Consider the following 14128-nt stretch of genomic DNA (forward strand, 5'->3'; position numbering starts at 1 on the left):
CCCGCCTGAACCGAGCACCGCAGGTTGCCCGTAGCGCAGCGAAGGGACGCAGCAACCAGGGTCGCCTTTTCTTTTGCTTACTTTTCTTTTGGCGAAGCAAAAGAAAAGTGAGTAGCCGCCGGGCTACCCCCGGCCAGCAACCCTCAGCAAAGAGCACGTAGCAGGAACAAACCAAGAACCAGGCCTAGCCCTTGGGCTTGTAAGCCACCACATCAATCTCCACCCGCGCATCGACCATCAGGCGCGCTTCGGTCGTGGAGCGGGCCGGCTTGCCGTTCGCAAAGTAACTCATATAGACGCGGTTGAAGCTGCCGAAGTCGCGCGCGTCCTGCAGCCACACGGTGGTTTTGCAGACGTCGTCCAGCGTGCAGCCGGCCAGGGCCAGCGCGGCCTGGATGTTTTTCATGACCTGGCGGGTCTGCACCTCGATGCCGCCCTGCACGATTTCGCCTTTTTCGTCGCCCGGCACCTGGCCCGAGACATAAACGAAGTCACCGGCGCGCACGGCGGGCGAAAACGGGCGGGGCTGGTGGTCGGAGGCCAGCGGGGGATTTCCTAAATACTCCAGAGGCATAACAAACTCCTTTCAAAGTCTTTATTGACAGTAATTTTGAAAAATATTTTCAGAAATTCCCCCTTTATTCGGGTTTATCCTGAAAAATACCATTTATAGACCAATTAATCTTCGTTTGTGAAATTTAACTTCAATCAGGAGTTTTTTATGACCCGTGGAATTCGCATGCACCGCCGCACCGCCTTGTCTTCCCTGCTGGCCCTGGGCGCGGCCGGCGCCGGATTCGGCCCGGCCGCCGCGCAGGGCAACAAGTCGGCCTTGAACCTGGCCATGGTGGCCGAGCCGCCGACGCTGGACATCCAGTCCACGCCGGCCGACCTGGTCTGCATCATCATGCAGCACGTTTACGAGCCGCTGTTCACCTTCGACGCCAAGGCGGCGCTGGTGCCGATGCTGGCGGAGGCTATGCCCAAAATCTCGGCCGACGGCAAGCTCTACACCATCGCGCTTCGAAAAGGCGTCATGCTGCACAGCGGCCGCGAGCTCAACGCCGACGACGTGGTGGCCAGCCTCAAGCGCTGGATGGAAGTCTCGCCGCGCGGCAAGTCGGTGGCGGTGCAAGTGGCCGACCTGACGGCCAAGGGACCGCTCACGGTGGACATCACGCTGAAGAACGCCTATGCGCCGCTGCTCTCGCAGCTGGCCATGGCCTCGGGCATGGCGGCCATCATGGCCAAGGAATCGCTGGCCCAGCCGCTGCGCGAGTACGTGGGCACCGGGCCCTACAAGTTCAAGGAGCGCAAGCCCGACCAGTACGTGCTGCTCACCCGTTTTGACGGCTACGCTGCGCGCAAGGAAGCCGCCAGCGGCTACGGCGGCAAGCGGGTGGCCTCAGTGGAAGAGCTGCGCTTCGTGCCGGTGCCCAACGCCAACACGCGGGTGGAAGGCGCGCTGGCCGGCCAGTTTCACTACGCCGACCTGCTGCCGATCGAAGCCCTGCCGCGGCTGGAAAAAGCCGGCGGCAAGGTGGTGCCCATCATGACGCCGTCTTTCGGCTTTCCCTACCTGGTGTTCAACACCAAGGAAGGCTCGCTGGCGCACCAGCAGGTGCGCAAGGCGGTGCAGACCGCGCTCGGCGAAGGCGAGATGCTGGCGGCGGGTTTTGGCGACACGCGCTTTTTCATCGCCGAGGGCAACCACTTCCCCAAGGGCACGCCTTTCTATTCGACCGCCGGCACCGCCGCTTACAACGAGCGCGATGCGAAGAAGGCCAAGAGCCAGGCTGAACAGGCCGGTTACAAGGGCGAGCCGGTGCGCATCCTGACCAGCCGCCAATACGACTTTCACTACAACATGGCGCTCATCATGGCCGAGCAGCTCAAGCGTGCCGGCTTCAAGGCGGAGCTGAACGTGGTGGAATGGGCGACGCTGCTGCAGCGCCGCGCCGACCCCAAGCTGTGGGACATCTACATCACCCATTCCGGCCTGTTCCCCGAGCCCATGCTTTCGCCGCCGCAGCTGGGCGATGGTGCGCCGGGCTGGTGGAGTTCGCCGGCCAAGCTGGAGGCGCTGACCGCGCTGAACCAGGAACCCAACCCGGCCAAGCGCGGTGCGCTGTGGGGCAAGGTACAGCAAGTGGTTTACGACGAAGTGCCCTACATCCAGGTCGGAAAATTTGCCAGCCTGTCGGCGCGCGCACCGGCGCTGCAGGGCTATACGCCTTATACGTATCCGTTCTTCTGGAACACCAGCCTAAAGAGTTGAGCCCCCGCGCTCCCCCACTGCGAGCCTGCGGCGCGCTGCCCCTTTCCTCACGTATGGGGCCGCCCGCCTGCGGCCTGGCAAAGCCGGTTCCACGGCTTGACTGATTTGGTTCGCTTCGATTTTTGGCCGGGTGTAGCGGTTTCGAATGGATAAAGAGATTTCACCCTTTATGGATAGAGCAAAGTCATGACACGGTATCTATTGTCCCGGCTGGGCGGCATGCTGGTGGTCATGGCCATCGTGGCGGTGCTGGTGTTCATCCTCACGCGCGCCGCCCCGGGCGACCCGATCGCGGTGCTGCTGGGGGACCAGGCCACGGCCGAGGACATCGCCCGGGTGCAGAAGGTTTACGGGCTGGACAAGCCGCTGCCGGTGCAGTTCGCGCTGTGGATCCGCGAACTGGCGCACGGCAACCTGGGCGAATCGATCTTTTTGCAGCGACCCGTGACCCAGGCGCTCTGGGAGCGGGCCGAGCCCACCGCCTTGCTTTCGCTGATGGCGATCGCGATCGCGGCGCTGATCGGCGTGCCCTGCGGCATCGTCTCGGCGGTATTTCGCGGCAAGGCCATCGACCAGGCCTTTACCGGCTTCGCGATGCTGGGCGCCAGCATACCCAGCTTCTGGTTCGGCCTGGTGCTGATGCAGATCTTCGCGGTCTCGCTGGGCTGGTTCCCGGTTTCGGGCTATGGCGAACCGGGCGCCTCGCTGGCCGCCCGCATCCATTGTCTGGTGCTGCCTGCCGCGGTGCTGGGCGTGCTGAACTCCGCGCTCATCATCCGTTTCACGCGCGCCTCCATGCTGGACGTGCTCGGCGAGGACTACGTGCGCACCGCGCGGGCCAAGGGCTTGTCTGAGAACGTGGTGGTGCTCAAGCATGCGCTGCGCAACGCGCTGGTGCCCATCGTCACCGTCCTCGGCCTGACGGTGGCGCTGATGATAGGCGGCGCGGTGGTGACGGAGACCGTGTTCGGCTTGCCGGGCGTGGGCAACCTGGTGGTGAGCGCGGTGATACGGCGCGACTACCCGGTGATCCAGGGGGCGCTGCTGGTGGTGGCCGCGATCTATGTCGTCATCAACTTCGCCATTGACCTGCTCTACACCGTGGTCGACCCACGGGTGAAATACTGACATGCAGATGCCGCTGATTCTCCGCAAGCTGTTCCGCCGCCGCATCGTGCTGGCCGCGGCCGTCATTCTGGCGCTGGTCGTCCTGGTGTCGCTCTTCGCCGGCCCCTTGAGCGGCCTGGACCCGAACGAAACCGCCGTGAGCCAGCGGCTGTCCCAGCCGTCGCCCTCCCATTTGTTCGGCACCGACGAGCTGGGGCGCGACCTCTTTGCCCGTATCGCCTTCGGCGGCCGCTACTCGCTGACCATCGCCTTGCTGACCGCGCTGGGCTCGGTCGTGACCGGCACGCTGTTCGGCCTGGTCGCGGGCTTCTTTCGCAGGCTCGACGCGCCGGTGATGCGCGTGGTGGACGCCATGATGTCCTTTCCCGACATCCTGCTGGCGATCGCGCTGGTCGGCATCCTTGGGCCCTCGATGCTGAATGTGGTGCTGGCCCTGGTGCTGGTCTACACGCCGCGCGTGGCCCGCGTGGTGCGCGCCTCCACCCTGGTGGTGCGCGAGCTGCTGTTCGTGGAGGCCGCGCGCGCCGTCGGTGTCTCCACCGTGCGCATCCTGCTGCGCCACATCCTGCCCAACCTGATGTCGCCCATCCTGGTGCAGGCCTCCTTCATCTTTGCCTACGCCATCCTGGCCGAGGCCGCGTTGTCCTTCCTGGGCGTGGGCGTTCCGCCCGAAATTCCGACCTGGGGCACCATGGTGGCCGGCAGCCAGCAGTACGCCCACCAGGCGCTGTGGATCGTGCTGTTCCCCGGCTTGGCCATCATCCTCACCGCGCTTTCGCTGCAGCTGCTGGGCGACGGCATTCGCGACCTGCTGGATCCGCGCCTGAGGAAATCGATGTGAACCCGTCGATCAAAAAAACCACCCCATGAATTCCCCCACCCATCTTCCAACCGGCACGCGCCTTGATGTGCGCCACCTGAGCACCTTCTTCGACACCGATGAAGGCCTGATCCGCTCGGTCGCCGACGTGAGCTTCAGCATACGCCCCGGCAAGACCACCGCGCTGGTCGGCGAGTCCGGCTCCGGCAAGTCGGTGACCAGCCTCACGCTGATGCGCCTGCTGTCGCGCACGGCCTCCACGCAGGTCAGCGGCGAAGCGATATTCACCAACCGCGCCGGCCAGGCGCTGGACCTGCTGTCCTTGCCCGAAGCCGACATGCGGCGCATACGCGGCAATGAGATCGCGATGATCTTCCAGGAGCCCATGACCAGCCTGAACCCGGTCTTCACCGTGGGTGAGCAGATTGCCGAATCGGTGCGCCTGCACATGGGCCTGGACGGCAAGGCCGCACTGGCCCATGCGCTGCGCATGCTGGAGCTGGTCGAGATCCCGGCCGCCGCCCAGCGCCTGCATGAATACCCGCACCAGCTTTCGGGCGGCATGCGCCAGCGCGTGATGATCGCATTGGCCATGGCCTGCAACCCGACGCTGCTGATCGCCGACGAGCCCACCACCGCGCTCGATGTGACGATCCAGGCGCAAATCCTGGAACTCATGCGCCGGCTGCAGGCCGAGACCGGCATGAGCATTTTGTTCATCACCCACAACCTCGGCGTGGTGGCGCACCATGCCGACGACGTGGCGGTCATGTACGCCGGCCGCATTGTGGAAGCCGCACCGGTGCGTGAACTGTTTGCCCAGCCGCGCCATCCGTATACGCAAGGCCTGCTGGCCTGCCTGCCGGCGCAGCAGCGCAAGCGCGAAATCGCCACTGGCCAGAGCGGCGCCAAACGCCGGCTCTACGCGATTCGCGGCCAGGTTTCCAGCCCGCTGGCACCGCCGCCGGGATGTGCCTTCGAGCCGCGCTGCGACCTGGCGATCCCGCCTTGCCGCGACGCCATGCCCGCGCTGCTGGCCGCAGGCCCTACCCGCAGCGCGCGTTGCATACGCGTGGAAGAAACCGCCACAGCCACGGTGGAGGCCGCATGAGCGCCCCTTTGATTGAAGTCAAGAACCTGCAGCGTTATTTCGGCGCATCAACGAAACCGGTGCGTGCCGTTGACGACGTGTCCTTCAGCATCCAGCCCGGCGAAACGCTGGGCCTGGTCGGCGAGTCCGGCTCGGGCAAAAGCACGATTGGCCGCACCCTGCTGCGCCTGATCGAAGCCACCTCGGGCCAGGTGCTGTACCGCGGCGAAGACCTGGGCACAGCATCAGGAAGCCGCATGCGCGCATTGCGCAGCAAGCTGCAGATGATTTTCCAGGACCCATACGCCAGCCTGAACCCCAAGATGCGCGTCAAAGACATCCTGGGCGAGGCTTTGCAGGTGCACGGGCTGGCCAAGGGTAAGGAAGCACAGGCCAAACGCATCGCGGAACTGCTCGAACTGGTCGGCTTGCGCGCAGAACATGCCAGCCGCTACCCGCATGAGTTCTCCGGCGGCCAGCGCCAGCGCATAGGCGTGGCGCGGGCCCTGGCGGTCGAGCCCGAGTTCATCGTGGCCGACGAGCCGCTGTCGGCGCTCGACGTGTCCATCCAGGCGCAGGTGGTCAACCTGCTGTGCGACCTGCGCGACCGGTTGTCGCTGACCATGCTGTTCATCTCGCACGACCTCGACGTGGTCGAGTATTTGTGCGACCGCGTGGTCGTCCTCTACCTGGGCCGCGTGATGGAAGTCGCGCCCACGGCCCAACTGTTCGAACGCCCGCTGCATCCCTATACTCAGGCCCTGCTGGCCGCTTCGCCCAAGCCCGACCCCGAGCACAAAAGCGAACGCATCGCGCTCAAAGGCGACATCCCCAGCCCGGTCAACCCGCCTTCGGGCTGCGTGTTCCGCACGCGTTGCCCGCATGCGATAGCCGCCTGTTCGGTGGAGCGCCCCGAGCTGCGCGACATGGGCGACGGCCGCTTCAAGGCCTGCATACGCGACGACCTGGCAAACTCCGTGGCCGAGGCGCCCGCGATGGCCGCCGCCTGACCTTCAAGAAAAATCCATGAGCGCATTGCAAGACCTCCTCGACCCGCAACTCGACCGTTCCTTCAAGGGCTTCCCCCACAACAGCGGGCCGGTGCGCCGCTCCGACATGGGCAAGCAGGGCTGGAACGTGCTCAAGGGCGACCTGCCGCTGCCGCTGGCCGTCGTCAAGCAGTCGGCCATGAAACACAACCTGGGCTGGATGCAGCGCTTTGCCAAAGGCCAGGGCGTGGACATGGCGCCGCACGGCAAGACCACGATGTCGCCGCAACTGCTCAAGCGCCAGCTCGATGAAGGCGCCTGGGGCCTGACCTTCGCCACCGTCGCGCAGATGCGCGCCGGCATCACAGCGGGCGCCACGCGCCTCATCATCGCCAACCAGGTCGTGAACGCCATCGACCTGGCCGGCATCCAGGGCATGCTGCGCGAGTACCCCGGCCTGCGCATCGTCTTCCTGGTGGATTCAATCGCGCAGCTGGCGCTGATCGAAGCCTGGGCGCGCGCCAACGATGCCGCCATGGCCGCGCCCTTCGAGGTTCTGCTGGAAGTCGGCGTCATGGGCGCGCGCACCGGCGTGCGCAACGAGGCCGATGCCATGGCCCTGGCCGCCGCCATCCGCACCAGCCTGGCCTGCCGCCTGGTGGGCATCGAAACCTATGAAGGGCAGGGCGCCACCGGCGATTCGGCGGCGGACAAGGCCTATGCCGATGCGCTGATGCGGCGCACCTGCGACATCGCTCTGGCCTGCGACCAGCAAGGCCTGTTCGACAGCGACGAAATCCTGATGACGGCCGGCGGCTCGGCCATCTTCGACCTGGTCAGCGGCTGGCTCACGCCCAAGCTCTCGCGCCCGGTGCGCGGCCTGCTGCGTTCGGGCTGCTACATCACGCACGACCACGGTAACTACAAGCGCCTGGTCGGTTCTGTCAACGCCCGCCTGCACGACAGCGCCGGCAAAGATGGCCTCAGGCCGGCGATTGAAGTCTGGGCCACGGTGCAGTCCTGCCCCGAGCCGGGGCTGGCCATCCTGGCCGTGGGCCGGCGCGACCTGTCCTACGACCTGGAGATGCCGATACCGCTGTCCTCGGTCGGCGCGCCCGGCGCCGCGCCCGTGCCCGCGCCCGCGGACTGGAAGGTCACGGCCCTCAACGACCAGCACGCCTACCTGCGCGGCAGCGGCCCCGAACTGGCCGCGCTCAAGGTCGGTGACCTGGTGGCGCTGGGCATCTCCCATCCCTGCACGACTTTCGACAAATGGCGCTGGATGCCGGTTGTCGATGAGAATTACACGGTGTGCGATGCACTCGTCACCTGTTTCTAATCTGTTAGACCTCCTTGTTGTAATGGGCCGCGCAGCTTTGCGCGCGCCGCAACCAAAGTCCTCATGACCTCACAAGTTCTTGCCAAAATCGCCGACAACATCGCCAGCGCCCCCACGTCCAGGCGCAGCGTGCTGGAGTTGATCCTGCAGGACCCCCAGCGCGTGCTGGATGAAAGTTTTGAGCGGCTCGCGCAGCGCGCGGGCAGCTCGGTGCCCACCATCATGCGCACCTGCCGCGACCTGGGCTACCCGGGCCTGCGCGAGTTCAAGCTCGCGCTGGCGCAGGAAATGGCCGTGGGAGGCTCGCCGCTGAACCGGCGCGTGCGCATCGACGACGACACCCGCCAGATAATCACGAAGGTCACCCGCGGCGCCGCCATCGTGATCAACAGCGTGCAAGCCCAGCTCAGCGTGGAAGCCACACAGGCGGCGGCCGACGCCATCGTTGGCGGCAGCCGGGTGGACTGCTACGGCGTTGGCGTTACCTCCAACTTCATGGCCTCGGACTTGCAGGCGCGCTTGTTCCGCATGGGCCTGTCCGCCAGCAGCTACCTGGACCCGCACCTGCAACTGATCTCAGCCGCCACCATAGGCCCGCGCGGCGTGGTGATCGCCGTCACCCACGTCGGCGGCATGCCCTCCTTGCTGGAGGCGGTGGACGTGGCGCGCTCGCAGGGCGCCACCATCATCGCGCTGACGCAGCCCGGCTCCCAGCTGGCGGCGCTGGCCGACATCGTGCTGGGTGTGGAGGTTGCGCCCGACCCGGTGATGCCGGTGGGCCCGGAAGCCTACCTGGCGCACCTGACGGTGATTGAAATCCTCACCGTGCTCGTGGCGCAGCGGCTGGGCGACAAGGCGGTGGACCGGCTGGCGAACATCCAGCGCACGCTGGAGACGCGTGGTGTGGACATGCACCACCATCCCCGGCTGGACTGGGACGAAAGCGCCAAGCCCGCGATCGGAAAAACGCGATGACCCGCGCCACCCTTCTGGAAAACGGCCTGCTGGTGAACGGCACCGGCGCGCCCGCCCAAACCGGCGACCTGCTGCTGGTGGACGACCGCATTGCGGCCATCGGCCCGGGCCTTCGCCACCGCCTGCCGGACGGCCTGGCCATCGCCGAAGTCCAGGTGCACGACTGCACCGGCCTGGCCATCACGCCCGGCTTCATCGACGTGCACACGCACGATGACGCCATCGTGCTGAATGCGCCCGGGATGTTCCCCAAGCTGTCGCAGGGGATCACTACGGTGGTGACCGGCAACTGTGGCCTGTCGGTCGCGCCCTTCGTCGTCGACCAGCCCCAGGGCGCCCTGACCCTGCTGGGCAATTCGTTCAAGTACCCGTCGGTGGATGCGTATGCGCAGGCGGTCGCCGAGGCGCAGCCGGCCGTCAATGTGGCGCCACTGATCGGCCATACCACGCTGCGTTATGCCTGCGTCGGTGATCTCAGCCGGCCGGCCAGCGCTGATGAAGTCGCCGCCATGTGCGGCATGCTCGAGGCGTGCATGGCCCAGGGCGCGATCGGCCTGTCCTCGGGCTTGTTCTATGCCGAAGCCATGCCGGCGCCGGCGGCCGAGGTGACCGCGCTGGCGCGGGTGGTGGCTCGCTACGGCGGCATCTATGCCACCCACATGCGCTCGGAGATGGCCGACATCCTGGAGGCCATGCACGAGGCCGGCGATTGCGCCTTCGAGGCCGGCGTGCCGCTGGTGATCTCGCACCACAAATGCGCCGGCCCGGCCAATTGGGGCCGCACGCGCGAGACGCTGCCGCTGATCGACACCCTGGCGCAGCGCCAGGACATCGCGATGGACGTCTATCCCTATGTGGCCGGCTCGACCGTGCTGCGGGAAGACCTGGTGGACGGCGTGATCGATGTCCTCTTGAGCTGGTCCACGCCCCACCCCGAAATGATGGGCCGTACGCTGGCCTCGATTGCCGAGGAGTGGGGCGTTGACCAGAAGGCCGCCTGCCGCCGCCTGCAGCCCGGCGGCGCCTGTTATTTCCAGATGCACGAGGACGACGTCAAGCGCGTCATCGCGCATCCCCGGACCATGATCGGCTCCGACGGCTTGCCGCACGACCGGCATCCGCACCCGCGCCTCTGGGGTGCTTTTCCGCGCGTGCTGGCGCGCTACTGGCGCGAGCAAAACCTCTTTTCACTCGAAACCGCGATCCATAAGATGACCGGCCTGTCGGCGCGCAACTTCCGCCTGCACCAGCGCGGCCAGCTGCAGCCCGGCTGGCACGCCGACGTCGTGGTGCTGGACCCGGCCCGCGTGCGCGACGTGGCGACCTACCAGGAGCCGATCGCGGTGTCGGAAGGCATCGAGAAAGTGTTTGTGAACGGCGAGCTGGCCTATGTGGCCGGTGATGCCGACGCGGCGAACGCCAAGGTGCAGGCGAGGGCAGGGCGGCTGCTGAAACGCGGCGCGGCCTGATACCCGCTTCCATTCCCTCTCCTCTGGGAGAGGGAGTTAGGACAGGCTAGTCCAGGGAATCTACTGTGTCCGGATCAGGTACATCCCCAATCGCCTCGCGCGTCAGCGCGGCCTGGCTTTTGAGCCAGTCGCAAAAGGCCACCACCTCGGGCCTGGCCACGTTGCGCGGCCCGACGATCAGCCAGTAGCTCATGGGCGACTCCATGCGCGTCTGCGGCAGGGGCTCGACCAGGTCGCCCGAGGCCAGGCTCTCGGCGATCAGTGGCAGCCGCGCCAGCACCACGCCCTGGCCCGTCAGCGTCGCCTGCACCATCTGGTAGGCGTAATTGAAGTACAGCCAGCGCTTGGCCTCGAGCTTGGGGCTGGCGTGCTCGTCCAGCCAGCGCCGCCAGGTCAGCCATTCGAGGTGGGTCTGGTGGGCGTCGCCGGCCTCGATCAAGGTGAACTGCGCCAGGTCGTCGGGTTTTTTCAGGCGTGGCCCGCTTTTGAGCAGCCAGGGGCTGATGACGGGCGTGATCTGCTCGCCGAAAAGCCGTATCGCGTTAGGTGGCATGTGGCTGGCCGGGGCGTAGCGCAGGGCCAGGTCCAGGTCCGAAATGTCCAGGTCCACCGCGACGTCCGACGCATCAATCCGGATGTCGATGTCGGGGTTGTCGCGCTGGAATCCCTCGAGCCGCGGAATCAGCCACATCGACGCGAACGAGGCGAAGGTGGTCAGCGACACGCTCTTGCGCCCTGCTGTCTGGCGTATCTGCCGCACCGCGTTGTCGATGCGCTCCAGCGAGGGCGTGACGGCCCGCAGCAGGATGCCGCCGGCGGTGGTCAGCTCCACGGCCCGGGTGTGGCGGTGGAAGAGGCTCACGCCCACGTCCTCCTCCAGGCCCTGGATCTGCCGGCTCACGGCCGACTGGGTGAGGGCCAGTTCTTCCGATGCGGCACGGAAGTTGAGGTGGCGGGCCACCGCCTCGAAGGCCCGCAGCTGACCGGCGGAAATCGGCCGGGAACGCAGGTGTGTTTGTGAATGCAGCATGACAGTTCCAGGTAATCAGGGCAATTTGAGCCTGATTGATTGATGCGATTATGGAATGAATAGCTTACCGCGATTTCATTGGACCGCGCAAGTCCGCCGCGAGATGATTCAACCCTCATCACTCACTTTGTGCCTTTTTTGGAGAACACCATGGAACACTCAGCTTCTCACGCAGGCGACCGCTTTTTGCAACAGGCTACCGATGCCACCACCGGCCAGGTTGACGGGTTGGCGGGCTTCTGGAAGCTGGGTGCGGGACGGGCCCTGACCTTGCACGCCGCCCAGGCCGGTGTGTTGCGAATTGCGCATGGCCGGGTCTGGGCCACCTTCGATTCCGCCAGCCAGGACGCCCAGGTGCGCGCCGGCGACCATTTCCTGAGCCGGGGCGAGAGCCTGACGCTCAAGGCCGGTGAGTCGCTGGTGATGGAGTCCTTCAGTTCGGGCCACGGCGCATCGGCCTATTTCAGCTGGGAGGCCAGCGCTGCGTGCGCCGCCGTCAGGCAACCGGCTGCCGAGCCGGCCGGCTGGCGCGTTGGTGTGCTGCAGCCGCTGAGCGACCTGCGCGCCGCCTTCGGCCTGGCCACCGGTGCCCTGGGGCGCCTGGCCCGCGGCCTGGTGCTGGGTGCGGCAGCGGCGGTCGAAGCCCTGCTGACCCCTTTGGCCATGGTTTTTCTCACCGCCCGCGCCCGCCCCATGGCGGCCGGCCACGACTTTGATGCCTACAAGGACGACCAGCGCCGGCACCCGCACAACTACAACGTGCTGGCGATGTCCAACCTCGTCTAGTTCCGATTGATACCGTTCTAGTCAGTGGCTCCTTCCGCAAGGGAGCTTTGAACCCGCGGCCGCAAGGCTGCGGGTTTTTTTATGCGCGGCTTTTTTTGGCTGGCGCCGCCTTGGGTTTCGTTTTCGTTTTTGGTTTCGCTGCCGGTTTCGTTGTCGTTGTGGTTTTTGCTTTTGTTTTTGCCTTTGCCTTGGCGGGGGCTTTTGTGTTCGGTTTGGGTTTTTTGGCCGGTTTGGCCGCGCGCGCCCTGAGCGCGCATTCCAGCGCCAGCCGTGCCCAGGGCCGCATCAAGGCTTCCGACTCCATGGCCTCTTCGGGCGCGCTGTAGTAGCCGAGGCTGTGCGCGGAGCGCACGCCATTGCGGGTCATGTCGTAAGTGAAACGTCCGCAGCCTTCGGCCTCGAACAGGCCGCGCGTGCTGTCATCGGCTTTAAGCCACAGGATCTCGCCGCCGCCCAGATCGGCCACCAGCGCGAAGGTCAAGCCGCCGGTGCTGATGCCGAAGCCGCCGAACATGCGTTTGGCGGTGCAGGGGCCCACGCCCGACAAAAGCTCGCAGCAGTAGTTTGCAAAATCATTTTTGAGTGTGGCCATGCCGCGACGATAACAAAGCGCGGGCGGTCCTATCAAGCGCACTTTTGCGTCCGCTGTCACGCATGGGCGCGCCAAGCAGCCGTGCGCCGCGATAATTTGCGCATGACCGCTGCATCCCAGACCCGCTCGCTTCCCGCCTCCGCCACGCTTCCCGGTGCGCCGCCCGTGCGCGTGGTGGTGATGGGGGTGGCCGGTTGCGGCAAGTCGGCGGTCGGGCGCCTGGTGGCCGCGCAGCTGGGCTTGCCGCTGGTCGAGGGCGACGACTTCCATCCGCCCGGCAACATCCGCAAGATGCAGCAGGGCATCGCCCTTGCCGATGAAGACCGCGAAGGCTGGCTGCGGCAGCTGGGCGCCGAACTGGCGCGCCATCCCGAAGGTGTGGTGCTGACCTGTTCAGCCCTCAAGGCCGGCTACCGGGACATCCTGCGCGGCGCCGCTACCGGCCTGCGTTTTGTGCACCTGGCCATCAGCCCGGCCGAGTCGCTGCGCCGTGTGGGCCAGCGGGCCGACCATTTCTACCCACCCAGCCTGGTGGCCAGCCAGTTCGAGGCCTTGCAAGACCCCTCGGCCGAGCCTGGCGTGCTGACCCTGGCCGGCGATGCGCCGCTGGAATCACTGGCGCAAAGCGCGGTGGACTGGCTGGCCGGCGCGCGCCGCTCGGGCTGAGCCGCCGGCCCGCCCCTGGGGTCAGGGCGTGCGCGCCTTCATGGTGTCCATCACCAGGTCGTGCAGGGCCTGCGCGGCCGCCGACAGGCTGCCCTCCTGCCGGCGCACCAGGTAAATCTTGCGTGTGAGGCCGCTTGCGGCCAGCGGCCGGGTCACCAGGGCCTTGCGCTCAAAGTGGAACAGCGTCAGCGCGGGCACCACGCTGATGCCCAGCCCCGCCTCGACCATGCCCGCGGCGGTGGCCAGCTGGTCGACTTCGAGCACGGTATTGGCCTGCTGCGGATGCAGCGCCGCCTCCAGCGCCTGCCGCACGCTGCTGTTGCGCGACATGTGGATAAAAGGGTAGGGGGCCAGCTTCTTGAGCGTGGGTGAGGCCTCGGCCGCCAGCGGGTGGTCCTTGCGGCACACCAGGTAAAAGCGGTCGGTGCAGACCAGCCGCGTGCTCAGGCCCGCGTGGCTCACGCCGGTGGAGGCCAGCGCGAAGTCGGCCCTGCCGCTGCGCACCAGATCCACGCAGGCGTCCGACAGCAGGTCGCTGAGGTTGAGCTCTATGCCCGGCCAGGCCTTCCTGAATTCGGCGAACACCGCGGGCAGCCAGCCGGCCGCCAGCGAAGGCAGGGCGGCGATGTGCACGCGGCCCTTGCGGCGCTCGACATGGTCGCTCAGGTCGCTGAGGGCCGCGCCGAAATCGCCGACCAGCCGGCGCGCCGAGTCCGCGAAGAGCCGGCCCTCGGCCGTCAACTCCACGCTGCGCGTGTCGCGGTCGAACAGGCGGGTGTTGAGTTCGCTTTCCAGTGTGCGGATCAGCGCGCTGAAGGCCGGCTGCGACAGGTGGCAGGTGGCCGCGGCCTGCGTGAAACTGCGCTGCTCGGCCAGGGCCAGGAAGGCGCGCAACTGCCGCAGGGAAAGGTTGGGTTGGGCCATTTATTTGACATCCAGATCAATGGATAAGAAGTTTCGATTTTA

The 14128-nt window shown here is 66.4% G+C and carries 14 protein-coding genes; 10 read left to right on the forward strand and 4 right to left on the reverse strand.

What is annotated here, in order from left to right; all coding sequences use genetic code 11:
• Positions 1–184: 184 nt before the first annotated feature.
• Complete coding sequence (locus AC1D1F_RS14120; RefSeq protein WP_477679330.1) at positions 185–574, reverse strand: RidA family protein; 390 nt, start codon at positions 572–574, stop codon at positions 185–187.
• A gap of 147 nt (positions 575–721) precedes the next feature.
• Between AC1D1F_RS14120 and AC1D1F_RS14125 the strand changes: the two genes are divergently transcribed.
• The 8 genes from AC1D1F_RS14125 (at position 722) to AC1D1F_RS14160 (ending at position 10088) form a co-directional block, all read left to right on the forward strand.
• Entirely contained in the window at positions 722–2278 is a 1557-nt protein-coding gene (locus tag AC1D1F_RS14125; RefSeq protein ID WP_477700757.1) for an ABC transporter substrate-binding protein, read from the forward strand.
• 186 nt (positions 2279–2464) lie between these two features.
• Complete coding sequence (locus AC1D1F_RS14130) at positions 2465–3406, forward strand: ABC transporter permease (protein ID WP_477655293.1); 942 nt, start codon at positions 2465–2467, stop codon at positions 3404–3406.
• A 1-nt stretch (position 3407) separates the two neighbouring features.
• Positions 3408–4247: an ABC transporter permease gene (locus AC1D1F_RS14135; protein ID WP_477675675.1), complete on the forward strand. Its 840-nt coding sequence runs from the start codon at positions 3408–3410 to the stop codon at positions 4245–4247.
• 25 nt (positions 4248–4272) lie between these two features.
• Positions 4273–5337, forward strand: a complete 1065-nt coding sequence (locus AC1D1F_RS14140; RefSeq protein ID WP_477675676.1) for an ABC transporter ATP-binding protein — start codon at positions 4273–4275, stop codon at positions 5335–5337.
• Positions 5334–6326, forward strand: coding sequence for an ABC transporter ATP-binding protein (locus AC1D1F_RS14145; protein WP_477696587.1), 993 nt, complete (start codon positions 5334–5336; stop codon positions 6324–6326). Before AC1D1F_RS14140 ends, AC1D1F_RS14145 begins: the two co-directional genes overlap by 4 nt.
• Positions 6327–6342: 16 nt before the next feature.
• Entirely contained in the window at positions 6343–7644 is a 1302-nt protein-coding gene (locus AC1D1F_RS14150) for an alanine racemase (RefSeq protein ID WP_477675678.1), read from the forward strand.
• Positions 7645–7707: 63 nt separating this feature from the next.
• On the forward strand, positions 7708–8619 hold the full coding sequence (locus AC1D1F_RS14155) for a MurR/RpiR family transcriptional regulator (RefSeq protein WP_477675679.1): 912 nt from the start codon (positions 7708–7710) through the stop codon (positions 8617–8619).
• Complete coding sequence (locus AC1D1F_RS14160; protein WP_477675680.1) at positions 8616–10088, forward strand: N-acyl-D-amino-acid deacylase family protein; 1473 nt, start codon at positions 8616–8618, stop codon at positions 10086–10088. The genes AC1D1F_RS14155 and AC1D1F_RS14160 overlap by 4 nt, the downstream gene beginning before the upstream one ends.
• A 46-nt stretch (positions 10089–10134) precedes the next feature.
• Here the strand turns inward: AC1D1F_RS14160 and AC1D1F_RS14165 are convergent, their stop codons facing one another.
• The gene (locus tag AC1D1F_RS14165) at positions 10135–11118 is read right to left on the reverse strand and encodes a LysR substrate-binding domain-containing protein (RefSeq protein ID WP_477675681.1); all 984 of its coding nucleotides are present in this window, start codon (positions 11116–11118) and stop codon (positions 10135–10137) included.
• A 150-nt stretch (positions 11119–11268) separates the two neighbouring features.
• Between AC1D1F_RS14165 and AC1D1F_RS14170 the strand changes: the two genes are divergently transcribed.
• Positions 11269–11904, forward strand: a complete 636-nt coding sequence (locus AC1D1F_RS14170; protein ID WP_477675682.1) for a DUF2917 domain-containing protein — start codon at positions 11269–11271, stop codon at positions 11902–11904.
• 79 nt (positions 11905–11983) lie between these two features.
• Here the strand turns inward: AC1D1F_RS14170 and AC1D1F_RS14175 are convergent, their stop codons facing one another.
• Positions 11984–12496, reverse strand: a complete 513-nt coding sequence (locus tag AC1D1F_RS14175; RefSeq protein ID WP_477675683.1) for a TfoX/Sxy family protein — start codon at positions 12494–12496, stop codon at positions 11984–11986.
• A 102-nt stretch (positions 12497–12598) separates the two neighbouring features.
• On the opposite strand from AC1D1F_RS14175, the gene AC1D1F_RS14180 reads away from it, so the two are divergent.
• On the forward strand, positions 12599–13162 hold the full coding sequence (locus tag AC1D1F_RS14180) for a gluconokinase (protein ID WP_477675684.1): 564 nt from the start codon (positions 12599–12601) through the stop codon (positions 13160–13162).
• Positions 13163–13183: 21 nt separating this feature from the next.
• Here the strand turns inward: AC1D1F_RS14180 and AC1D1F_RS14185 are convergent, their stop codons facing one another.
• Positions 13184–14086 (reverse strand): LysR family transcriptional regulator, encoded by a 903-nt coding sequence (locus AC1D1F_RS14185; protein ID WP_477675685.1) that lies wholly within the window; start codon positions 14084–14086, stop codon positions 13184–13186.
• Positions 14087–14128 lie beyond the last annotated feature (42 nt).

This window comes from Polaromonas sp. P1_H6, assembly GCF_056405195.1.